General features: G+C 40.4%; 22 protein-coding genes, 1 tRNA gene and 1 other annotated feature. Of the genes, 21 read left to right on the top strand and 2 right to left on the bottom strand.

Annotated features, from left to right (window positions below; genetic code table 11):
• Positions 1 to 20: 20 nt before the first annotated feature.
• Genes GT641_RS01165 through GT641_RS01175 form a run of 3 tightly spaced genes read left to right on the top strand, consistent with a single transcriptional unit; the run spans position 21 to position 1,185 of the window.
• Complete coding sequence (locus tag GT641_RS01165) at positions 21 to 533, top strand: hypothetical protein (protein ID WP_161116636.1); 513 nt, start codon at positions 21 to 23, stop codon at positions 531 to 533.
• Between the two features lie 10 nt (positions 534 to 543).
• Positions 544 to 906 carry a hypothetical protein gene (locus GT641_RS01170; protein ID WP_117823510.1) on the top strand — a complete coding sequence of 121 codons (363 nt, stop codon included), beginning with the start codon at positions 544 to 546 and terminating at the stop codon, positions 904 to 906.
• Positions 907 to 1,185, top strand: coding sequence for a DUF308 domain-containing protein (locus tag GT641_RS01175; RefSeq protein WP_008401506.1), 279 nt, complete (start codon positions 907 to 909; stop codon positions 1,183 to 1,185).
• A 430-nt stretch (positions 1,186 to 1,615) separates the two neighbouring features.
• On the opposite strand, the gene GT641_RS01180 is transcribed toward GT641_RS01175, so the two are convergent.
• Positions 1,616 to 2,131 (bottom strand): hypothetical protein, encoded by a 516-nt coding sequence (locus GT641_RS01180; RefSeq protein ID WP_008401508.1) that lies wholly within the window; start codon positions 2,129 to 2,131, stop codon positions 1,616 to 1,618.
• 116 nt (positions 2,132 to 2,247) lie between these two features.
• Between GT641_RS01180 and GT641_RS01185 the strand changes: the two genes are divergently transcribed.
• The 12 genes from GT641_RS01185 to GT641_RS01240 all read left to right on the top strand — a co-directional run bounded on the left by GT641_RS01185 (position 2,248) and on the right by GT641_RS01240 (position 13,386).
• Positions 2,248 to 3,078: a polysaccharide deacetylase family protein gene (locus GT641_RS01185; RefSeq protein ID WP_161116637.1), complete on the top strand. Its 831-nt coding sequence runs from the start codon at positions 2,248 to 2,250 to the stop codon at positions 3,076 to 3,078.
• Positions 3,079 to 3,129: 51 nt separating this feature from the next.
• On the top strand, positions 3,130 to 4,440 hold the full coding sequence (locus GT641_RS01190; RefSeq protein ID WP_161116638.1) for a folylpolyglutamate synthase/dihydrofolate synthase family protein: 1,311 nt from the start codon (positions 3,130 to 3,132) through the stop codon (positions 4,438 to 4,440).
• A gap of 2 nt (positions 4,441 to 4,442) precedes the next feature.
• On the top strand, positions 4,443 to 4,922 hold the full coding sequence (locus GT641_RS01195; protein WP_044945426.1) for an HD domain-containing protein: 480 nt from the start codon (positions 4,443 to 4,445) through the stop codon (positions 4,920 to 4,922).
• On the top strand, positions 4,922 to 5,728 hold the full coding sequence (folP, locus tag GT641_RS01200) for a dihydropteroate synthase (RefSeq protein ID WP_008401512.1): 807 nt from the start codon (positions 4,922 to 4,924) through the stop codon (positions 5,726 to 5,728). Before GT641_RS01195 ends, folP begins: the two co-directional genes overlap by 1 nt.
• A gap of 127 nt (positions 5,729 to 5,855) precedes the next feature.
• Positions 5,856 to 6,680 carry a 2-amino-4-hydroxy-6-hydroxymethyldihydropteridine diphosphokinase gene (gene folK / locus GT641_RS01205; RefSeq protein ID WP_044945318.1) on the top strand — a complete coding sequence of 275 codons (825 nt, stop codon included), beginning with the start codon at positions 5,856 to 5,858 and terminating at the stop codon, positions 6,678 to 6,680.
• On the top strand, positions 6,628 to 7,785 hold the full coding sequence (locus tag GT641_RS01210; protein ID WP_243143659.1) for a prephenate dehydratase: 1,158 nt from the start codon (positions 6,628 to 6,630) through the stop codon (positions 7,783 to 7,785). The genes folK and GT641_RS01210 overlap by 53 nt, the downstream gene beginning before the upstream one ends.
• Before the next feature lie 32 nt (positions 7,786 to 7,817).
• Positions 7,818 to 9,353, top strand: coding sequence for an HD domain-containing protein (locus GT641_RS01215; RefSeq protein WP_008401515.1), 1,536 nt, complete (start codon positions 7,818 to 7,820; stop codon positions 9,351 to 9,353).
• Positions 9,354 to 11,483, top strand: a complete 2,130-nt coding sequence (locus GT641_RS01220) for an RNA degradosome polyphosphate kinase (RefSeq protein WP_161116639.1) — start codon at positions 9,354 to 9,356, stop codon at positions 11,481 to 11,483.
• 103 nt (positions 11,484 to 11,586) lie between these two features.
• Positions 11,587 to 11,716: a sequence feature (ribosomal protein L20 leader region), on the top strand.
• A gap of 27 nt (positions 11,717 to 11,743) precedes the next feature.
• A complete protein-coding gene (gene infC, locus GT641_RS01225) occupies positions 11,744 to 12,238 on the top strand; it encodes a translation initiation factor IF-3 (protein WP_008401517.1) in 495 nt (164 codons plus the stop codon).
• 37 nt (positions 12,239 to 12,275) lie between these two features.
• Positions 12,276 to 12,473: a 50S ribosomal protein L35 gene (rpmI, locus tag GT641_RS01230; RefSeq protein WP_008401518.1), complete on the top strand. Its 198-nt coding sequence runs from the start codon at positions 12,276 to 12,278 to the stop codon at positions 12,471 to 12,473.
• A gap of 21 nt (positions 12,474 to 12,494) precedes the next feature.
• A complete protein-coding gene (rplT, locus tag GT641_RS01235; RefSeq protein WP_008401519.1) occupies positions 12,495 to 12,851 on the top strand; it encodes a 50S ribosomal protein L20 in 357 nt (118 codons plus the stop codon).
• Between the two features lie 229 nt (positions 12,852 to 13,080).
• On the top strand, positions 13,081 to 13,386 hold the full coding sequence (locus tag GT641_RS01240; RefSeq protein WP_008401521.1) for a hypothetical protein: 306 nt from the start codon (positions 13,081 to 13,083) through the stop codon (positions 13,384 to 13,386).
• A 276-nt stretch (positions 13,387 to 13,662) separates the two neighbouring features.
• Here GT641_RS01240 and GT641_RS01245 read toward each other — a convergent pair.
• A tRNA-Leu gene (locus GT641_RS01245) sits at positions 13,663 to 13,746 on the bottom strand.
• 402 nt (positions 13,747 to 14,148) lie between these two features.
• On the opposite strand from GT641_RS01245, the gene GT641_RS01250 reads away from it, so the two are divergent.
• From GT641_RS01250 to GT641_RS01275, 6 genes are all read left to right on the top strand, one after another.
• Entirely contained in the window at positions 14,149 to 15,174 is a 1,026-nt protein-coding gene (locus GT641_RS01250) for a hypothetical protein (RefSeq protein ID WP_147554303.1), read from the top strand.
• A complete protein-coding gene (locus tag GT641_RS01255) occupies positions 15,171 to 17,549 on the top strand; it encodes an efflux RND transporter periplasmic adaptor subunit (RefSeq protein WP_161116640.1) in 2,379 nt (792 codons plus the stop codon). The genes GT641_RS01250 and GT641_RS01255 overlap by 4 nt, the downstream gene beginning before the upstream one ends.
• A 14-nt stretch (positions 17,550 to 17,563) precedes the next feature.
• Complete coding sequence (locus GT641_RS01260; protein WP_161116641.1) at positions 17,564 to 20,383, top strand: ABC transporter permease; 2,820 nt, start codon at positions 17,564 to 17,566, stop codon at positions 20,381 to 20,383.
• Positions 20,384 to 20,386: 3 nt separating this feature from the next.
• The gene (locus tag GT641_RS01265; RefSeq protein ID WP_119963158.1) at positions 20,387 to 21,064 is read left to right on the top strand and encodes an ABC transporter ATP-binding protein; all 678 of its coding nucleotides are present in this window, start codon (positions 20,387 to 20,389) and stop codon (positions 21,062 to 21,064) included.
• Positions 21,042 to 22,232 (top strand): ABC transporter ATP-binding protein, encoded by a 1,191-nt coding sequence (locus GT641_RS01270; protein ID WP_347562818.1) that lies wholly within the window; start codon positions 21,042 to 21,044, stop codon positions 22,230 to 22,232. Before GT641_RS01265 ends, GT641_RS01270 begins: the two co-directional genes overlap by 23 nt.
• Positions 22,233 to 22,387: 155 nt before the next feature.
• Entirely contained in the window at positions 22,388 to 24,007 is a 1,620-nt protein-coding gene (locus GT641_RS01275) for a DUF6034 family protein (protein ID WP_161116642.1), read from the top strand.
• Positions 24,008 to 24,115 lie beyond the last annotated feature (108 nt).

Here is a 24,115-nt window from a genome sequence, read left to right on the forward strand (position 1 = left end):
TTCAGGACGGTGTATGAAATATGAAATTTAAGAGTACAAATGAGATAGAAACCATTCAGTTACGGGATGCACAGATCAAAGAAATGAAGCTTGTCGGAGTCGGAGAAGTGGAAGAAGCAGCTTCCCCTAAAGGACTTCGGGCAAGATGGATGGAACTCTATGTAGAAGGTGCAGTTGTAAAGGATAACAATTCTCAGAACGAATACTATACAGACAAATATGCCGATCAGATGGAGATCCGGTTTAAGAATCCGGTCATCGAAGCGGTATTGTTGGAGGGGCATAAGTATTATGATGCAAATGATAATCTGGTAGAAGAAGTTCCGGATCAGAAACTTGCGGAAGATGAGTATGAAAAGATATTTGGAAAGTTCAAAGAGAACTATATCTTCTATGGTGGTAAGCCGGAAGCAGATAAGAAGTGTTATCAGATGATCGTTGATGTTGACGAAGATTCTTATATAGTAAGCTTTTATTATGATAAGGTAATTGCCGGATGGAATCATTTCCTGAATAAGGCAAATATGGGCTAGGTGATCGAATATGGCAAAACGAATCAAAGAATATCTGGTATATGTAGATAAACTGCTTGCAAGGGATGATGTTGATTTTGATGAGGAGATGCGGAGACATCTGGTGCAGATTGAATTTTTCATGCATGAGCGTTTGATCCATCTTCTTGTGACGATCTTATTTGCAATCCTTACGGTAGGCTGTTGTGTGACCTTTGTGGTAACGGAAAAAATACAGATCTTACTGTTAGCGGCAGCACTGTTTGTCCTGCTGATCCCATATATCAGGCATTATTATTTACTTGAAAACAGCGTGCAGAAAATGTACGATCAGTATGACAAAATGATGGAAAAAGCAGGAAAAGATGCATTTTATACAGGAAAGGAAAGTTAAATGTTTAATCTGGTAATGGGAATCATCATGATCGGAATCGGAACGATCTGTCTGGTAAAGGGGTGTATAGGTACCTTAAGCCCTGTGATGATCTTCTTTGGATGCTGTATGATCGTATTCGGTATCGTGGAGATTATCCGGTCAAAAGCTATCCGCAAACGCGAACAGCAGAGAAAAGACCATGAGATGGATGTCTACCTCAAAATGGCAGAGGAGATGGGCGTAGTCGTAAATCCCATCACCCATGAAATTGTCAAAAAAGAGGACGATAAATCTTAAAACGGACGAACTGGTCGATGGTTATACCTATTATTACGCAAGACGTTTGCACTCTATCCTCATGTAGCGGTACTAGATTCGCTGTTTATACAGCTCATCAAGGACCGACATTCGGATAGGCTTGCTACATAATAGTATAACCATCGACCGGTTCGTTCGTCTTACTTTTTATCGTCCTGATAAAGCAAGTCCACCATTGTATTCTCGAAAAAAATATAAATAAAAACAACAGATATTTAAAAAATAGGATTGTTGAATTTTGATACCGTAGGGAAAATGGAAGACAGGGTTACTGTTATGAAGCAAGCCTGCCTGAGCGCTGGTACTTAGGCTGCGTACTTTGCAGCCTTACGTACCACTGCGTCGAAGGTAGAGCGAAAGCGTCTTGCGTAATAATAGGTAACCCTGTCTTCCATTTTTTAAAGGTGGTCTACTTCAAGGTCGAGAAGTCAAATTCGGACACGCCGGAGCCGGAGACTGCCTTGTAGACCTTGCCGGAGGTAGAATCTACATAGAAGTCACCAACCTTAGAGTTGTCAGATTTTCTGGTGTCATGAAGCTCAAAGTGGTAGCCCATGCTGCCGGAGTTATAATCAGTAAGATCCTTGTCGTTATTACGGACTTCATAGTTTTTAGAGTCACCGGGAATCTGATCCATAAAATACTTATAAGCATGGTCATAAGTATCATAGCTTCCGGTCAGAGCATCGGATACATCCTTTGCTGCATCATCTACAATATCTCCGGCATCATCGATCATGTTACCGAGATCCTTACCTACAGAACCTGTACCATTTGAATTATTTCCATTTTCTGTGGAACTGCTGTCCTCTGTACTGCTCCCGGTTGTTGTACCGGTTGTTTCAGGGTTATTTTTCTCGCCGCATGCAGTCAGGGTAAATGCCATGACAACCAGACATGCGCATAAAAGAAATGATTTTTTCATTTTTTATTCTCCTTTTCCATTTGATAAAAATAGTATCTGACATTTCCTGTTTTTTATTCGAATAAAAATATCAGATTAGGAGTATAGATGTATAAAAAACGGAAGATCTTATAAAAATGAGGAAAAAAATAAAAACAGTTTTATCCCACATAAAAGCCAATGAAGCGTTAAAAGAGTGTGACCGATTTTTTGCAGCTTATTGGCAAAATATAATTCTGGTTGCTGCACTGATCGTATTTTTATTATTTACAGGAAAATTCATTATCGATCAGAGAGATAAATTTCCGGATTCAGACAGCGTGGCTGCCATGTCATCAAAGGCAGTGACACGAAAACGGGCATATCTGACCTTTGACGACGGCCCGTCCGATCAGACCGGAGAGATCCTTGATATTTTAAAAGAATATGATGTAAAAGCTACGTTCTTTGTAATAGGAAGGAATGAACGATACTATCCCATGTACAAACGGATCGTGGAGGAAGGGCATACACTGGCAATCCATTCATATTCCCATGAATATAGTACGATCTATGCAAGCTATGACAATTTCGTGAATGATGTTGAGGAATTAAGAAAATTATTGTATGATGTTACAGGAGTGGACTGCCGATATTACAGGTTCCCGGGCGGAAGTTCAAACCGTGTTACGCAGGTACCGGTGAATGACCTGATCGACTATCTTGATTCGGCAGGATTGACGTATTTTGACTGGAATGCATTGAATAATGATGCGGTGATTGCCGGACAGACACCGGATCAGCTTGTAAAGAATATATTGAAGGATGCATTAAATTATGATGATACGATCATATTGATGCATGATCTGGATTGCTGTCATGAAACAGTGGAATCTCTGCCGTCACTGATTGAACAATTAGAGGAACATGGATATGAGATCCTTCCGATTGATGATGATACACCGCATATCCAACATAGAACACATTAGAAATAGTTCATTATATTTTATCTATACATAATCAAGTAAAGAGGCTAAAGAATGACGTACGAAGAAGCATATCTATATATGAAAGAAGCGGGAAAAAGAGGCAGTGTCTACGGAACGGAGACAGTGAAAGAACTACTTTTAAGACTGGGGAATCCACAGGATCGGGTTCCTGTCGTTCATATAGCCGGAACAAACGGAAAAGGTTCTGTATTCGCATTTGTCGAGCATATTCTGGAAGATGCAGGGTATGTTGTCGGACGCTATATATCCCCAACGATCTTTACATATCTGGAACGATTTCAGATAAATGGACATTATATGAAAGAATCGGAATTTGCACAGATCATGGAGACCGTGATCCCGGTTTGCGAGGATATGGAGGAAGCCGGGCTTTCGGTTCCTACCGCTTTTGAGATTGAGACTGCGGTAGCATTTCTGTATTTTGTGAAGAAAAAGGTCGATATCGTATTACTGGAAACAGGAATGGGCGGAAAGAACGATGCGACAAATGTGGTGAAACAGCCACTTTGTACCGTGCTTGCAAGCATCAGCAGAGATCATATGCAGTTTCTTGGCGATACATTGCAGGAAATTCTGGAACAGAAGATGGGGATCCTTCGGGAACAGGTTCCGTGTGTGGCATATCCGATGCAGGATGGGATAAGACAGATATGGCTGGATAAATGTGATAAAATGCAAATAGAGCCGATCATGGCAGATACTGACCAGTTGCAGGTCATAGCAGAAGATCTGCATGGAAGCAGGTTTTGTTATAAAGGACAGGAGTATGAGCTGGGGATTCCCGGAATCTATCAGATCTATAACAGTATAACCGCAATTGAGGTCTGTAATTGTATAAAAAAACAGTTTGATTTAAAAAATGTGAGTATAAAGAACGGATTAAAAAAGACGTTGTGGGAGGGCAGATTCCAGAAGATTAAGGATGTGCCTTTGACTTATATTGATGGAGCACATAATGAAGGCGGATGGAGAAGTCTCAGAGAGAATATCCGGGCATATTTTACAGGGCGGCCGTTGATCTATATCTGTGGTGTTCTTGCAGATAAAGAGTATGAGAAAATGGTGGATATCATGGCACCATTTGCAAGTTTTATCATAACGGTAACGCCGGATAATCCACGGGCGCTTGATAAGGAGATTCTGGCAGAATGCTATCGTTCATACGGAAAGCCGGTGGATACGGCAGAGGATGTGTTTGCTGCGCAGAGACAGGCGGAAACACTGGCACAAGAATTGACAGAGCCGGTGATCGTGGTATTTGGTTCATTATCTTTTATTGGACCGCTGATACCGCGGATAAGTAGTACGATAAACCAGGAGAGGACTACAGAGAAGAAATGACGATGGACAGAGTCAACGCAATATTAGCGAATGAAGAATATAAAGACTGGATGGAGCAGATCAGGAGATCGGAGAAAGAGCGGAGATTCTGCTGTCATGGGATTGATCATTGTCTGGATGTAGCAAGGATCGGAATGCTGATGAATCTGGAGGAGAAGCTGGGACTGGAACCGGAGCTTATCTATGCGGCAGCATTATTACATGATATCGGACGGGCGGTCAGCTATCAGACCAGCGAAGAACATCATCTGGCAAGTGTCCGCAACAGCCGGAGTATTTTGCTGGCAACCGGATTTTCCGGTGAGGAAACAGAGCTGATCCTAGAAGCGATCAGCAAACATAATACGACAGGGAAGGAAGCAGAGGGGCTTTCCTATGTGATATATAGGGCAGACAAGCTTTCCAGACGTTGTTTTGACTGTGAGGTTTATGACGAGTGTTACTGGAAGGAAGACGAAAAGAACAAAGGAGTGGTCTACTGATGATTATAGGGAACAAAGAATTTAAACTGAATGAAAAACCATACGTAATGGGAATCTTGAATGTGACACCGGATTCTTTCTCCGATGGAGGAACACATAATAAGTTCGATGATGCATTGTATGCCACAGAGCAGATGATAAAGGATGGCGCAGATATTATAGATGTAGGTGGAGAATCGACCAGACCCGGTTATACATTAATTTCAGATGATGAGGAGATTGGTCGTGTTGTTCCTGTGATCGAGGCGATCCGGGAACGATTTGATACCGTAATTTCACTGGATACCTATAAGGCTGGCGTGGCGGAAGCCGGAATCCGGGCAGGTGCAGATCTGATCAATGATATCTGGGGCTTCAAATGGGATGGAAGGATGGCAGATATCGTTGCTTCACATGATGTGGCATGTTGTCTGATGCATAACAGAAGGGTAATGGATTATACCGATTATTTAAACGACGTTGTTAAAGATCTGGACGAATCTGTTCAGATGGCACTGAATGCAGGTGTGAAGAAGGAGAAGATCATGGTAGATCCGGGAATCGGATTTGCAAAGAACTTAGAACAGAATCTTGCTTTGATGAATCATCTGGAGCTTTTGCACAAATGGGAGCTGCCGGTTCTTCTTGGCACATCCAGAAAATCCATGATCGGTCTGACTCTTGATCTTCCGGTTACAGAGCGGGAAGAAGGAACGATCGCGACATCGGTCATGGGGCTTATGAAGGGGTGCCGGTTCTTCCGTGTGCATAATGTAAAAGGAAATGCGCGCGCACTTCAGATGGCATGGGCGATCATGCATAGTTAATACAGTCAATAAGAGAAAATGAAGCAGTACTTAATGATTCAATGAACAGAAGAAAAATTTCAATGAATCATAAATAAAAAAGATGAAGTTTGATCTGGTAAAAGGGAGAACAGACAGGAGGCGTCGGATGGATAGAATCAGCATAAAAGGACTGGAAATATTTGCCAATCACGGGGTTTTTAAAGAAGAAAATGTGCTTGGACAGAAATTTGTAATTAATATTGATATGTATACATCGACAAGGGCGGCAGGGATCCGGGATGATCTGAAGCTGTCTATTGATTATGGAGCTATCTGTAATCTGGTTGAAAAGACGATGAAAGAGCATACTTATAAGCTGATCGAAGCAGTCGCAGAAGAAGTAGCGGCGAATATCCTTCTGTCATATCCGACGATGTCAGAGGTTGAAGTAGAGGTTGAGAAACCATGGGCACCGGTATTGATGCCTCTTCAGACAGTGTCAGTAAAGATACGAAGAAAGAGACACATTGCTTATCTGGGACTTGGTTCGAATATGGGCGACCGGGAATCCTATCTCGATTTTGCGATTGATGAATTAAATAAAGATGAATATACCAAGGTGACAAAGGTTTCCGATTTCATCGAGACAGAGCCATATGGTGGCGTGGAACAGGATAATTTCTTAAATGGCTGTATCGAGGTGGAGACACTTCATTCACCGGATGAACTGTTACATCTGATCAATGCGATTGAGAAGGATGCCGGAAGAGAACGCCTTATCCACTGGGGACCAAGAACTCTGGATATCGATATTCTTTTGTATGATGATCTTGTCTGTGATGAGGAGAATCTCCATATCCCACATATAGAGATGTGCAAGCGGGAATTTGTATTAGAGCCGTTGTCCAATATAGCAGGCTATAAGAGACATCCGGTCAATGGCAGGACAATCCGGGAGCTGCTTGACGAGCTGGAACGGAACGAAGAATAAACCGGGAAAAATGAATGAGCATGTGCATTTGATCGTATTGCATAATTTTGAAGACAATATCAATATTATAGAAAGACTGCAGGCGGAATGTCCTGTATTTGGAGCAGATAAAACAATGGATAAATATAATATGGAAGATTTACGGACAGTAGAAGCACAGATTGCTTCTCTTGTAAAGACAAGAGATAAGATCCTGGCAGGTATGGCAAATGAGAATAAGAAACTGACGAATGACAGCTCTCAGGTTGTTTGTGATGGAATGAAGGATTTTACCTGTGTGAAGAAATTAGAAGTAGACAAGGACACTGTTGTCTGTTATCAGGGGGTTCCGGGAGCATATAGCCAACAGGCAATGTTCAGGTTCTTCGGAAAAGAGATCCAGAATATCAATGTACCGGATTTCGGAGATGTGATCGAGATGGTGAAGAACGGCAAGGCAGACTATGGTGTACTTCCGATCGAGAATTCTTCAGCCGGATTTGTAAATGGAATCTATGACATGGTGGGAAATAATGATGTGACCATCGTCGGTGAAGAAGAGGTTCATGTAGCACATGCATTAATGGGTGTGCCGGGCAGTGAGCTTTCTCAGATCAAAACCGTATATTCACATACGCAGGGACTGCTTCAGTGTACGAATTATCTGAGCCGGAAGCCGTGGAAACAGTGCAGTGTTGCAAATACGGCAGTAGCGGCGGTCAAGGTTATTGAAGAAGGAGATAAGACACAGGCAGCGATTGCAAGTGAGCTTGCAGCAGAACTTTATGGACTTCAGATCCTTGCAAAGGACATTGTGAACAATGACAACAATACGACACGTTTTATAATCCTGTCAAAACAGAAAATCTTTGTGGAAAAGGCTGAAAATATAAGTATCCGCTTTTCCTTGCCGGATGAAAGTGGTACACTTTACAATATATTGAGCCATATAAATCTGAACGGAATTAATATGACAAGCATCGAATCAAGACCGCTTACCGGTAGAAAATGGGAATATGCCTTTTTTGTTACAATGGAAGGCAGTCTGTTAGATTCAAGAACAAGACATGCATTACAGGGAATCTGTGAAGATGCGATGGATTTTCGTCTGATCGGTACATATTAGGGGTGTAAAAAAGAAGTGAGGTGTATGAAAGTATGGCAGGAAAGACATTTGCCGCGATCAATGTAGGTTCTAATGAGATATCAATGAAGATCTGCGAGATCACACCAAGAAAGGGTGCGAGGGAGCTTGATACCGTAAAAACGATCATTGAGCTTGGAAGTGATACCTATAACAAAGGATATATCGAAGAAAATAATTTGAATAAGCTGTGTGACACGTTGATTAAATTCCGGAGAAAGATGAAGGAATACGATGTATCTGATTACAGGGCATATGCATCCAGTGCGGTCAGAGAAGCGGAGAATGCTTCTATGATCATTGAGAGAATTAAGATGTGTACGGATTTTGATGTGCAGATACTCAGTAATTCAGAACAACGTTTTATGAATTATAAAGCATTCGTGGCAACCGGGATGGATGTGGATGTGGCAACTCATAAGAATAACGCATTGCTTGATATCGGAGCCGGAAGCTTACAGATTTCGATCTTTGACAGAAGAAATCTGGTACAGACACAGAATCTTCCGATCGGTGCAGTCCGAATCCGTGATTATCTGACCCGGTTCGGTTCCGATACGGTAGATCTTGAAACACTGATGGAAGAGTACGCATCAAATGCGATCATAGAATTCAGAAATCTGTTTTTAAATGATAAAGATATTAAGAGTATTATTGCAATCGGTGATGGTATCAACAACCTGAAAAAAGTTGGTCCGGAGCTTTCGATTGCGAACAGTATATCGAGAGAACAATTCCGCATTCTCTATAAACGGGTAGTTGACATAAAACCGGAAGATCTGGCGGAACGATATGGTATTCCATATGAGCGTGCCACCCTGATGCTTCCGATGGCGATTATTTATCAGTCATTTCTGGATAATTCCAGGGCAGAGGAGATCCTGACTCCGAACGTGATCTTCTGTGATGGTATTATTGCCGACTATATGGATAAGCAGGGAACCTTCCTGATGGACAAGAATTTTGATCAGGATATTCTTGCATCTGTGAATACGATTGCAAAGAAATATAAAGTAAATCGTGCGCATGTCCAGAATGTATCGGATAATGCACTTGCAATATTTGACAGCATACGGAAATTACACGGACTTGGTAAACGGGAACGGTTGCAGTTACAGATCGCGGCGATCCTGCATAACTGTGGTAAATTTGTAAATATGAAGGATGTATCCCTGATCTCTTATCATATCGTGATGGCGACGGAAATCCTTGGACTTTCTCATAAAGAGAGAGAGGAGATCGCAAATGCGGTTTATTATAATGGATTTTACCTTCCGTCGGAATTAAGGGCATCCGGGCGGATCGGATCGGCAGATTATATGAAGGTGGCCAAGCTTACCGCTATCCTTCGACTGGCAGATGTGCTTGATAAGAGCTATAAACAGAAGATTACAAATCTCAGGATTTCATTACATGACAATACACTGGTGATCTATACAGATACGCTGGAGGATATTACACTTGAAGCAGGCATGTTTAAAACGAATAATATCTTATTTGAAAAGGTCTATGGTGTAAAAGTAGTATTGAAACAAAGGAGGGGCATATAAATGAGCGATAAGAATTTATTTTACAACCGGGAACTGTCCTGGTTGGAATTTGATAAAAGATGCCTGAGTGAAGCGAAGGATAAGAATATTCCGATATTTGAACGGATCAAGTTCCTAAGCATCACAGCATCCAATCTGGATGAGTTTTTTATGGTGCGTATCGCATCCTTAAAGGATATGAAGAATGCGGGATATACGAAGAAGGATATCGCCGGAATGACACCGGAAGAACAGCTTGATGAGCTGATTCCTGCAACAAAGGAATTCATGAAGAATCAGTATCAGACCTATAATCGTTCTCTGGTTCCGTTATTAGAGGCAAATGGACTGAAGATCGTCAGACATTATGAAGATCTGACACCGGAACAGTCCAGATATGTAGATAAATTATTCGAGCGGGATATCTATCCGGTATTAACACCGATGGCAGTGGATTCTTCCAGACCGTTTCCTCTTGTAAGAAATAAATCTTTAAATATCGGTGCGCTGATCTATGATAAGAAGAAAGACGTTACAGATATTGCGACCGTTCAGGTTCCATCTGTACTTCCAAGAGTGATCATTCTGCCATCTGAGCGACAGGGCATGACAGAGATCATCTTGCTTGAAGAAGTGATCGAGAAGAATCTGGATAAGCTGTTCTTAAGCTATGATATCGTATGTGCACATCCATATCGTATTATGCGTAATGCGGATTTCTCAATTGATGAGGAAGAGACAGCCGATCTGTTAAAGGAGATCGAGAAGCAGTTAAAGCAGCGCCAGTGGGGTGAGGTTATCCGTCTGGAAGTAGAAGATACGATGGATAAGAAGCTGTTAAAAGAATTAAAGAAGCATCTGGATGTGGTTGATCGTGTTGTATATAAGATAAACGGACCGCTTGACCTTACCTTCCTTATGAAAGTAAATGGCCTGCCGGGCTTTGATCATCTGAAATATGAGAAATATGTTCCACAGCCGGCATTTTCAAATGGTGACTACAGCAATATATTTGATAAGATCAAGAAGCATGACCGTCTGTTGTTCCATCCATATTATGAGTTCACGCCGGTTATTGAATTTATCCGTCAGGCAGCAGTCGATCCAAATGTACTTGCGATCAAGCAGACCTTATATCGTGTCAGCGGCAATTCACCGATCATAGCAGCGTTAGAGCAGGCTGCGGAGAATGGCAAGCAGGTAACTGTTCTGGTTGAGTTAAAGGCAAGATTCGATGAGGAAAACAATATTGCATGGGCGAAAAAGCTTGAGAAAGCCGGTTGCCATGTTATCTATGGCCTGGTCGGACTTAAGACTCATTCCAAGATCGCACTGGTTGTCAGAAGAGAAGAAGATGGTATCAAGCGTTATGTACATCTTGGTACCGGTAATTATAACGATCAGACAGCAAAGTTATATACAGATATGGGACTCCTGACCTGTTCAGACCCGATCGGCGAAGATGCAACGGCAGTATTTAATATGCTGTCCGGATATTCAGAGCCAAGAAAATGGAACAAACTGGCAGTTGCACCTATCTGGTTAAAGGATAAATTTCTGATGCTTATTAACCGTGAAGCGGAAAATGCCAGACAGGGTAAGAAGGCACGGATCATTGCTAAGATGAATTCTCTTTGTGATCCGAAGGTGATGGAAGCCTTATATGATGCATCGGCTGCCGGTGTTAAGATCGATCTGATCGTCCGCGGTATCTGCTGTATCAAAGCAGGTGTGCCGGGACTCAGCGAGAACATATCGGTTCGTTCGATCGTTGGTAATTTCCTGGAACATTCCAGAATCTTCTATTTCTATAATGATGGATTTGAAGATATCTATATGGGTAGTGCGGACTGGATGCCGAGAAACCTTGACAAGCGTGTCGAGATCACCTTCCCGGTAGAAGATCCTGATCTGAAGAAACGGATCAAGGACATCTTAAAGATCCAGCTTGCCGATACTTTAAAGGCTCACATCATGCAGCCGGATGGCAGTTACGAGAAGCAGGATCTTCGTGGCAAGGTAAAACTGGATTCCCAGATGTATTTCGCAGAAGAAGCCCGTAAGCGTTCTGCAAAGCCGGAGGATGCAGATGCCGCAATCTCCCATGACCGGGTATTTATCCCGATCGAAGCGGAAGAGAGCGAGAATTAAAAAGTTGCTAAATATAACGAAAAAAGTTGCTGGATACAGTAAAAAACTTCTTGACATTTGCACATGTATGTGCTAACCTATAGAAGCTGTTTAGCAGAGACAGACAAGAAAGCAGAGTATCCACTCTCACCTTAGCACGAAGAACAGTGACTCGGGTTCATATCTAAGTAGATTATAATTTGTACTTATATATAATAGTGGATGGTTTGCGCTGTCCACTATTTTTTATGCAATGGAGGTAAAAAGTCATTAGCGAATTAATGATTAACGAACAGATTAGAGACAGAGAAGTGCGCGTGATCGGCGAGGATGGTCAGGTGATCGGAATTATGTCCTCCAGAGATGCACTGAAGCTTGCAAAGGAAGCAGAGCTTGATCTGGTTAAGATCGCTCCACAGGCAAAACCACCTGTATGCAAGATTATTGATTATGGTAAGTACCGTTATGAGCTTGCTCGTAAGGAGAAAGAAGCCAGAAAGAAACAGAAGACAATGGAGATCAAGGAAGTTCGTTTATCTCCAAACATTGATACTAACGACTTGAATACAAAAGTAAATCAGGCAAGAAAGTTCCTGACACATGGCGATAAAGTAAAGGTTACACTTCGTTTCAGAGGTAGAGAGCTTGCCCATGTAGAACAGACAAAGGGCATTCTTGATGAATTTGCCGAGAAGCTTTCAGACATCGCGGTCATCGATAAGCCTGCCAAGTTTGAAGGAAGAAGTATGATAATGTTTTTAACTGAAAAACGTTAATTTACAATATGACATATATTAAGGAGGAAATACACACATGGCTAAATTAAAGACAAAAAGAGCAGCAGCTAAGCGTTTCAAGAAAACAGCTAACGGCGGTCTTAAGAGAAGCAAGGCTTACAAGAGCCATATCTTAACAAAGAAGACAACTAAGAGAAAGAGAAATCTTAGAAAGTTAACAATGACAGATTCAACAAATGAAAAGGTAATGAAGAAGATTTTACCTTATATCTAATAAATCAGGAGGAACTAGAGAATGGCAAGAGTAAAAGGCGGCGTTGGCGCTAAGAAAAAACATAACAGAACACTTAAGCTGGCTAAGGGTTACAGAGGAGCCAGATCAAAGCAGTATAGAGTAGCAAAGCAGTCAGTTATGAGAGCTTTAACAAGTTCATATGCTGGCAGAAAGCAGAGAAAGAGAGAATTCAGACAGTTATGGATCGCTCGTATCAATGCTGCTGCAAGAATGAATGATATTTCATACAGCAAATTAATGCATGGATTAAAGCTTGCAGGCGTAGACATCAACAGAAAGATGCTTTCAGAGATGGCTATCAGTGATCCTGAAGGATTTGCAAAACTTGTTGCTGTTGCAAAGGAAAAGCTTGCTTAATTTAATATAATATAAGCAGATAAAAACAGATCATAATGATTTTCGGAAGAAGATGGTTATGGTCTGTTTTTGTGTTATCGGAAAGTTTGCTCGGTCAAGTGATCCGTTATTTTAAAGGTCATAAATAATAGGCGGACATCGACATAATTGCCTTTACAGAGTTGTCCTGTTCATACTATAATAGAACTATATATTGAGCTAATTTATGGGACATGGAGGGTGACATATTATGTTTGTAGAACGAGTAACAAGAGAGCAGATGAAGATGTTTTTAGAGACATTCGCGTGCTGCAGCGAACAGAAGAATCTGGTAATGAGATTGAATTATGCAGGAAAAGAGCCATATCTGGATGTGACCAGATACAGCAACGGAATGATGTACACAGACTCTTACTACGATTTTGACAGTACATATTGCAGTAACCTGTGGAACAAATTCCTTTATACACAGTTTACACATGAGTACTACAGTGCATTTAAGGCACATCTGTTAGAAGATGTAGAAAAGAAGCTTACCAATATGATAAAAATTTGAGATGGAAAAAATCCCTGATGTCGGAAGCTGTATCCGCGTCAGGGATTTTGTCTGTAGATATATCCTTTATTCCGCAGAACGCTTTCGCTCTGTTTCTTACATAACGGTACTAAACTCCCCCCCTGACGGTGGATCGTTAAGGACCGATGTAAGAAAAGGTCTGCTACATAAAGATATATCTACAGACAAAATCTTGACATTAGAAGCAAAACTTCCGGCATCAGGCTTTTGTGGACATAAAAAAAGAAAACCTCAAAGGTTTTCTAAAAATAAAGATGCGGGAGATGGGACTTGAACCCACACGCCGTTTCCAGCACTAGATCCTTAGTCTAGCCTGTCTGCCAATTCCAGCACTCCCGCATGTCTTATTCCGTACGGCTTACCGCCGACGCAAGTAAGATAATACCACTGTGCTATATAAATGTCAACAAGTTTTTTCATTTTTTTCAAAAAATTCAAACACACGCGGTATGACAGAATTTTTCACCACAAAATGGACATATTTATATGCTATACTACTTCCTATATGTATGTGCAAAAAGAAAATTATAAGATGCAAATATGATACATTTCTTTTTTATAATACCAAAGCAGAAGACTGTAATATTAAGTAATGACAATATTATCTAGAAAACCTTAAGATTGTTTAATATGCTGATACATTGCTTGAATAAAGCAGGAAGACAGAGTAAAATTACAATGGTTTTTTCTTAAATTAAAATAAACAGATACATAATAATGATGTGTAATAAGGAGGAAACAATGCGAAAACATATAAAAAAGGGTATGACATATATATTATGTGCCGGCATGGTTGCAGCCCTTCTCAGTGGATGTAGCAGCAGGAAGACGGAAAGCAGTAAGCCATCGATCCATATTGATGAATATACCAAGGTAGGATATGATACAGCTACAGTTCAGTCGGGTGACATTGCTCCTGTTCTGGAGTTAGATCTTTCCCCGGATAAATATGAAACAAAGTCATATAAAGTTCAACAGGATGATTATAAAGTTGAAAAAGTAAATGTGGCAAAAGGTGATCGTGTAAAAGCCGGTGATATCATGGTACAGTTTAAGGCAGATGAGATTCAAAAGACGATTGATGAATATACACAAGAAAAGGAAGAAAAACAGCTTTTGATCGAGCATTATCAGAAATTGATGCAGATTGATGGATCGGAAGATTATTCAGATGATATTGAAAGCCTGAAAGAAGACCTGACAATTGCAGATACATATATTAAAGAGCAGAATGAGAAGATGAAGGATTACTGTCTGATTGCTGAAAAAGACGGAACAGTGACCTATGTTGACGACAGTCTGGGATATGGATATGCAAATTCCGCGTCCAATTTGATAACGGTGGCATCAGGATCCTCAAATTATACAGTAACTACAGATGATACGTATGAATTTAAGGTTGGAGATGAATACGAGGCAGATTATGAGGTCGCAAAATACAATATGAAAGTTATTGATGTTAAGAAATATACAGACGATGCAACCGGAAAAGATATGCAGACGATCCTTTTTGAGCCGGTAGACAATATGGCAGGTATATCCGAAGATAATAAACTGACGATGACTATTCATAAACCGGTAATTAAAAATGTAGTATATGTTCCTGAAAAGGCAGTATGTGAAAAGTCAGAAGGCCAGTATTATGTATACACAATTAATGATGATGGTTATCGTTTGGCAGTAGATGTAACAGTTGGTGAGACCGTAGATGGATCTACGATTATTAAATCAGGATTAACAGCAGGAGAGCAGGTGACGATAAATTGAGAAAGATAAATATGAATTATAAAAGAAAATCTTACGGAGCCCGACTGGTAGCGCTATCTATGGCACTGATGTTGTGTGTGACTTCCTGTGGCAAGAAACCGGAGAAAGCACCTGAATTGTTGGATCCGGTATCAACCAATGAAGCATATCGTCCGGTATCAAAAGGGGATGTTGGTAAGAAAATCATAAAGAATGGTTCTGTAGTTCCAACGGATTATTGCTATTTCTATAAGTCCTCTGTAACAATTTCTAAGATCTATGTGAATGTCGGAGATTATGTAGAAAAAGGAACTGTACTTGCTGAAGCAGATGATGATGAGACCACATCAGGAATTGATGATTTAAAGGCTTCATTATCTACACAGGAGCAGACACACACTATTAATGAAAAGATATATGAGCAGACACAGAAAGAAAATGATTATAAGATAAAAGCCTGTGAAGAGGCAGGTGATACGGCAGGAGCCAAAGAATATCAGAGTGCAAAGGCTGTAAATGCAGAAAATAACCGCTATGATAATCTGCTGTATAAATATCAGGTAAAAAAACTTAATCAGCAGATCAAGGAAAAAGAATCACTTGCAACTGACAGTAAATTAGTGGCAAACCAGAGCGGTTATGTTACATATGCAAAGAATCTGTCAGGATCAGATGAAAACAGCGGAACTGCTGCAGGCGGTGAAAATGTTGTAATTATTTCAGATTATAATGATCCATATATTGAGATTACCGGAGAACAGATCACAAAAGACGGGTATGCGGCAGTTTATAATACAATGTATACGATGATCGACGGTAAACGATATGATCTGGAAGAATACAGTTATACCAACCAGGAGATTGCAGCAGCACAGAGTGCATCCAAGCTTCCATACGTCAGATTCAAACTAAAAGGTGCGGATAATAAGAAAATCCTGAAAACCGGAACTGTTACACCTCTTTATTTCAGTACTTCGGATGCATCTCAGGTTCTTGTTGTCGGAAACGATTCCCTGTATCAGGATGGAGATAAGAATTTCGTATATGTGAAGACAGAAAGCAGTGATAAAGAGAGACGTGATATTAAGATCGGTGCATCAGATGATAATTATACAGAAGTAGTAAGCGGCTTATCAGAGGGAGAGCTTGTTTATTACGATTCTGATTCGGCCATACCAAGCGATTACACAACGTATGATATCAAATTAAATAATTTCAAAAAAACAGGAACCAGCAGATCCTATAAGATGGTGGACACTAATCAGGTAACATATTCATCACCGGTAGAGGGTTATTTTACCAAATTTGATCTGGCAGAAGGACAGGAGGTCAAGAAAGGTGATCTGTTATTTACAGTTGACAGTGGTGGAGGAAGCGCAGAGCTTTTAGAGCTGAATGGTCAGATTACGGATGCAAAGACGGAATATGATTCTAATATATCAGGATATGAGGAACAGATTTCAGATCTCAGAAAACAGATCAACGAATATAAATCAGGTAAGAAAAAGCAGCAGGCAGCAACCCCGGGTGATGCAGATGGTGAAAATACCCTTTATATGGTTGAACAGTTGTCATGTCAGATAGAAGTAGCGAAATATAATGAACAGCTTGCAAAAATCAACTATAATGCAACTGTAAATCCGTTGATTGCAAAACGGGATAAGCTGAATGAGAATAATGACGGAAAAGGCAATATCAGTGTATATGCAGATAGTGATGGTGTTGTTCAGAATGTATATGTAAGTACCGGTTACCAGTTGCAGGAGGGCGACAAGGTTGTCAGTATAGGAAGTAATGAGTCTAAAATGATGTCTCTGTCGTTAAAGGATAACAGCGGAAACAGCAGAAGAAATAACAGCGGCAGCGATGGTTCCGATGGCGGATCAGGCGATGCAAATGCAAAGCTTTTGATCAATCAGGAAATAACTTTGGTTAACCAGAAGGATGACAGCGATAAGTATACAGGAAGATGTATCGGAGCAACAGCGGATTCACAGAAAGCATATGTAACAACAATTGATGGTGAAGTATATGTAACAAGCAGTGCTTCATCAGATGAAACAAGATACTATATCAAGGTGGATGATGAAAAATTCTATGACTCACCAAAAGGCTATTTTGTAAATTATGCTCAGCTGTCACTCGACAGTATTGTAACGATTCCGCGAAACCTGGTCTATGAAGAGCAGAATAAGACATCCGGAAAACAATACAAATATGTATGGAAACTTGAAGGCGATGAAATCGTAAAACAATATGTTACTCTGGGAGATGAGACACAGACGGAAGTATGTATACTGACAGGACTTTCGGAAGGCGATGTTATTATCAAGAGTGCGATAGAGGACGAAGGTAAGAATACATCGAAGAAATCGAAGGATGATTCAGAGGAGTAGAAAGGAGAAGAGGAATGTTTAAATTTTTAGGACATAAGTTATTAAACAAGAAATGGCTCAATGCATGTCTTCTTCTTGGTATTGTACTTCTGGTTGCAGTAGCATCCTGTAATCCGATGTTCAAAAACGGTGCTATGGATATGACATTATCATCGAAATTTGACGCAGCGATAGAAGATAACAATGTATATTCGGCGGTGATCGGAAGAGGAGGATCCTGTGATACAAAGGAATATCCGGACTCAGATGCAGTAGAAGCAAGAGTAAGCGCTTATGAGAAAAAATGGCTCAGTTATATCGATGTACCGGTTTTAAGCAGACAGATCCGTATGTTTATTGAAGGTACATATGCAACGACCAGCCTCGGTTCCAGAAGATTCTTCAGTATTAACTATATGCCGGATATGGAGAAACATATCAATGTAGCATTTGGAGATGATCTGGAAAACGGAAAGGTAGAAGAAGGAACTTATCCGGTTTTGATGACACAGCAGGATATGGACACATATAATCTGGTCGTTGGTGAGGTAGTATCTATTGACAAGCTTACCGATTCGGATGGTAATACTTTGAAATGTACGATCGTTGGTATCTTTGAACCATCAGATGAAAGTGATATTTACTGGAAAGAGACTCCGGCAGATTTTGACAAAATGATGTTTACCGATAAGGCATCCTTTGATGAGATGATCCGGAAATATAATATACTTACTGTATATTATACGAATTCGGATATGCTTGATTATGCATATATCGATCATTCAAATGCAGCGGATATTCGTTATTACCTGAGTGCTTTTTCGAAGGCAGATGGTAATTTTACACAGAATTTCAGCAGTATCCTCGCAGAGTATCAGGATGATGCAACTTCTATAATGATCATCATATGGGTACTGGAGCTTCCGATCATTGTATTATTGCTGGCATTTATCTATATGGTATCCAGTCAGATACTTGAGATGGAAGATGGCGAGATCGCCATGTTGAAGAGCAGAGGTACAAGTACCAGACAGATCCTTGGAATATATTTCGGACAATCGGCAATTCTTTCAGGAATCGCAATTGTAATAGGTATTCCGATCGGTTATCTGTTATGTAAGTTATGTGCAAGTGCAACATCCTTCCTGAAATTTACGTTTGGTGATACTCATTTCTATAAACTGACATGGGGAATGTTGTTATACAGTTTCGTTGCAGCTTTGGTGGCAGTTCTGTTTGTGACACTTCCGGTTTTGAAATATGCAAAGAACTCGATCGTAGAACAAAAGAGCAAAATGGGCAAGATCAGTACCAAACCGTTCTGGGAGAAAGCATTTCTCGATGTGATCCTGGTAGCGGTATCGGTATATCTGCTGTACAACTACAATAAACAGAAAAGTGATATTGCACTTAATATTTTAGCCGGTAAGAAGCCGGATCCATTGATCTTCCTGAATTCCTCACTGTTTATTTTCGCGGTAGGTCTTCTGGTGCTTCGTCTGATTAAATATCTGATTAAGTTCATCTATTTCGTAGGTAAGAAGAAGTGGTCTCCGGCAGTATATGCGTCTTTCCTTCAGATTACAAGAACGGTTAAGAAACAGGGCTTTATCTCTGTATTTCTTGTAATGACGATCGCTATGGGTATGTTCAATTCGAATATGGCAAGAACGATCAATGAAAATAATCAGGAACGTATCGAATATAATATGGGAACGGATCTGATCTTGAAGGAACGCTGGAAAGCTGGTGCATATCTGGATAAGGATAAGCAGAGCCACTGGTATTATGAGGAACCGGATTATGAGAGATATACAGAAAGCCTTTCGGGTATTTGCTCCGATCTGACGCGTGTTATTTATGATGATAATGTATCAATTAACGTTGCCGGTTCAGAATTGTCAGGTTCTGTTATGATGGGTATTAATACAAAAGAATTTGGTGAGACCGCAGAATTGAAATCCGGTCTTAATGATAAACACTGGTTTAATTACCTGAACAGCATAGCGACTGTTTCAAATGGTGTAATTATTTCATCTAATCTGGCAAAAAAATATGATCTGTCGATCGGAGATAATATCAAGTATACGAGATACAGCGATATCAAAGGACGCGAAGATGTAGAGCTTGGTTCGGCAAGCGGTCCGATCTGTGCGATCGTTGATGCATGGCCGGGCTTCAATCAATATACATATGAAAAAGACAGCAGTGGTAAGATCGTCGAAAATGAACGTTATCTGGTTGTTGCCAATTATGCATATGTAGTTGGATCATTTGGGTTGACACCATATCAGGTATGGGGAAGACTCGCAGCAGGGCATGATTATAAAGAAGCCGTTAATGCAATACAGAAGCAGGACATTCAGTTGAACAGTTATGAAAGTGTTGATCAGGATGTCAGAGACATGCTGGAATCTCCATTGGTTCTGATCACAAATGGTTTATTCTCATTGAGCTTTTTAGTTGCAGTCATTCTTTGTACGATCGGATTCCTGATCTACTGGATCACATCCATCAAGCAGAGAGAGCTTCTGTTTGGTATTTACCGTGCTATGGGTATGAGTATGCATGAGATCAATAAGATGCTGATCAATGAGCAGATGTTCAGCTCCGTACTTGCAAGTCTTGCCGGTTACGGAGTCGGAGCTGCAGCAACAGCACTGTTCGTAAAGCTGGTAGCTGTTGTATATTTGCCGGAGGCTCATAATATAGCGATAAGTATAACGGTTAATCTGTTTGATATTTTGAAACTGACAATCGTTATTGTAGTAATGTTTGTTATCTGTTTTATTGTTCTTCGTACAATATTAAAGAAGATGAACATTACACAGGCATTGAAGCTTGGGGAGGATTAAACTATGGATATGATTACTGCAAGAGGAATAAAACGATGCTTTACGGTTGGAAACGGCGAACCATTTTATGCTCTTAAGGGAATTGATCTGGATATTCCTGAAGGCAAGCTTGCAATATTAAAAGGTCGATCCGGTTCTGGTAAGACGACATTGTTAAATATACTGAGTGCTCTTGATGATGCAACGGAGGGACAGGTTATTATAGAAAATAATGACCTGTCAGAGATGTCTGTTGCGGATAAAGAGAAATTAAGACGATTTGATATTGGATTTGTATTTCAGTCGGTTGCGTTGATTCCGATCATGAATGCATACGAAAATGTTGATTTCGGACTCCGCTTGGCGGAGTATGAAGGCAATCGTGATTCACGAATTCGCGAAGTACTGGAGATGGTTGGACTGAGTTCCAGAATGTATCATATGCCAAATCAGATGTCCGGTGGTGAGCAGCAGCGTGTAGCTATAGCAAGGGCAGTTGCTCATAAGCCAAAAGTTATATTTGCAGATGAACCGACGGGAGCACTTGATACGGCTTCCGGATTGAATGTTATGCGGTTGTTCAAGGATCTGGTTGCAAAAGAGGGAATAACCATTGTTATGACGACCCACGATCCAAACCTGATGGAACTCGGAGATGTTGTATTTGAGATAGAGGATGGTGAGATCGTTGGCAAAGCATAGTGGATTATTTAAGAAGAAAGAAAAAAAGAATGTATCTGGGGCGGAGATGCTTGATTCTGTATCTACAGATGAGTACAATACAGATGTTCAACAGGATATGGAAGGACAGAAGAATGACAGGCTTACAGTCTTAGCTGATGATACAGCCGAAAAGCATGAGACTGATACGGAAATGTATGAAACTGCAGAAAATGACGAGACAATGGAGACGCCGGCAGCAGATGCTGAAACGGATACAGAAGCATCAGAGGCAGCTGGGACTGATACAGATTCTGTGGAATCTGACAATATCATTGATTGTGACAGTTTGGTTAAGATCTACAAGACAGATGAAGTTGAGGTTATGGCACTTCAGGGACTGGAGCTTACAATCAAAAAAGGTGAGCTGATGGCGGTTATCGGTAAATCCGGTAGCGGTAAATCAACGCTGTTAAATATGATTGGTGGTCTGGAACGTCCTACGGCGGGTAAGCTGTATGTAGATGGTAAGGATCTGTTTGCCATGACTGATAAGGAATTGGTGGAATACAGAAAGCATACGGTTGGGTTTGTATGGCAGAAGAATTCCAGAAACCTGCTTCCTTATATGACAGCACTAGAGAATGTTCAGGTTCCGATGTATTTTGACAAAGATAATAAAGCGGACAGAGAAAAGAAAGCATATGATCTGTTATGTAAAGTGGGATTGAAGGAAAAGGTGAATTCTTATCCGTCTCAGATGTCCGGTGGTGAGCAGCAGCGAGTTGCGATCGCAATCGCACTTGCAAATGACCCGAAGATACTTCTGGCAGATGAGCCGACAGGTGCAGTCGATTCCAAGACATCGGATATGATACAGGATCTGTTCCGTAAACTGAATGAGGAACTGGGTATTACAGTTATCATAGTAACACATGATATCAGTCTGGCAAATAAAGTAAGCCGTGTGGTTATGATCGCTGATGGCAAGATCAGTACAGAGAAGATTATGAAAGAGGACTATCGGAAAAGAATTAATGACATGGAAGGCGTTAATTTCAACGGATCAGATTCTCATGAGGAATATTCAGTTCTGGATAAGGCACATCGTGTTCAGATCAGTGATGATATTCTGGAGGCAGCAGGAATTGACACAAATAAAGTAAAGATTCAGGTTGTTGACGGAAAAGTTGTTATATCAAAAGAATAAAAATAATTGAAATAAAGGCGAAAATATTGTGTGTTCACAGTATTTTCGTTTTTTTATGCGTGTTTTTTCTTGCTATTAAATATTCACTCGATTATAATAACCTTGTTTAATTGAATAAAATCAGTGTATAGTCTGAAAATTTCTAGGAGGAAATCATGAGAAAGAAAAAGTTCACAAAAATGACAGCTCTGCTTTTAGTAACAGCATTGTCAGCAGCAACCGTTTTTTCTGGTTGTAATAAAAAGGTGGATTATGATGTGGATGGAGACGGCAGCAGTGAAAACAGTGGTTCGGGAGATAGTGGTGCGCTTGCTTCACGTCTGGGAATTCCTGAATCTTATGAGGGAGATATTGAGGTCGGTGATTCCGGATTAAAGAGTATTAAGATAAAAGATGACGATATAAGTGTTCCGTCATCTGACAGTATGTCCATCATTAACTATAAAAGTAATACATTTGACAATGCATATAAGCAGAAAGTTTGCGAGGCAGTGTTTGATAAATCAAAAGGAATCTATGTATATGACTGGGAACATCAGACAAAGAGTGATCTTCAGTCGCAGATTGACTCCTTTCAGGCAATGTTAGAAGAGGCAAAGGCATCGGGAGACACAGAGACAGAGAGCTATTGTAATGAATATATATCTTATCTGGAAGATGAGATGACGAATGCAACAGACGAACGTACAGGTGCGGGTGATTACAGTGCAACAGATTTTATAGGTAATATCGGTGATAATGAATATATGCTTTCATTTTCAGATTCAGAAGAGGGATTGGGAGCAAATTTTGAATTGTCCTATTATCCGTCCGAAGGACTTATAAATTATAAGCCACATGAGGGCGCTACATATGTTTATGCATATGATGCGCAGTATGGTGATGAAGATGTAGATGAAAGTATGCCGAACAGCTGTACATTTACACAGGACGAGGCAGTTTCTCTTGCACAGGAATTTCTGAACAGCTGTGGTATTGATGATGTGATCCCTACATATACATCCCAGCTTTTATGGGAATATTACGATACCTCATATGACGTTGTAGCGACAGAATACGACGGATATATCATGACATTTGGACGTTCGGTAAATGGTACTGCACCATATAGTGCGGATCTGTCCATGGTAGATTCTCTTTCATCCGATGATGATGTCTGGTATGATTCAACATCTGAGACATTTACGATACAGGTTGATTCAAACGGAGTGATCAATGCAAGCTGTTATCCGCTCCTTGCACCGACAGGAGATGAGCAGAAGAATGTAGAACTGATGAGCTGGAAAGATCTGTTAAGTGCATTGAATAAGAATGTACCGGCATATTATACAGAAAATAAGACTTCTTATAATGATATTGAATATAACGATGTAAGACTTACGTATTATTGCATGAAGGATGAATCGCAGGAGAATATATATCAATATGTACCGGTATGGATATTCGCACAGGCAGATGAAGAAGATGGAAATTATGATTTTGATTATCCTGTACAGGCAATCATGGTAAATGCAGTTGACGGAACGATATATGATCTGAAAGAAGTTCTTCAGAGTACAGATGCATCCGCTTATTATGATGATACGATGGACAGCACTTATACTATCGACGGAGAAGAAGACGGATCAGATGAATATGATGATGACACCATTATAGGTGGAGATGATGGTTCAGACGATACAGATATCGATTCAAGTGATGTAGATAATGAGAAAGACAGCTCAGATATTGATACACTGGAAAGTAGCGATGATGCCATTGTCGATGTAGAATAAAGAACGAAGTAATCAGGGCTATAATAATTAAGAATAGAACAGAGAGTTTGATAGAAGATATCAGATTCTCTGTTTTTATTTTACAGGAAAGAGCCGCTGGTGACTCTT

Origin of the sequence: Clostridium sp. BIOML-A1 (assembly GCF_009874105.1) — a bacterium.
Lineage (GTDB): Bacteria > Bacillota > Clostridia > Lachnospirales > Lachnospiraceae > Coprococcus.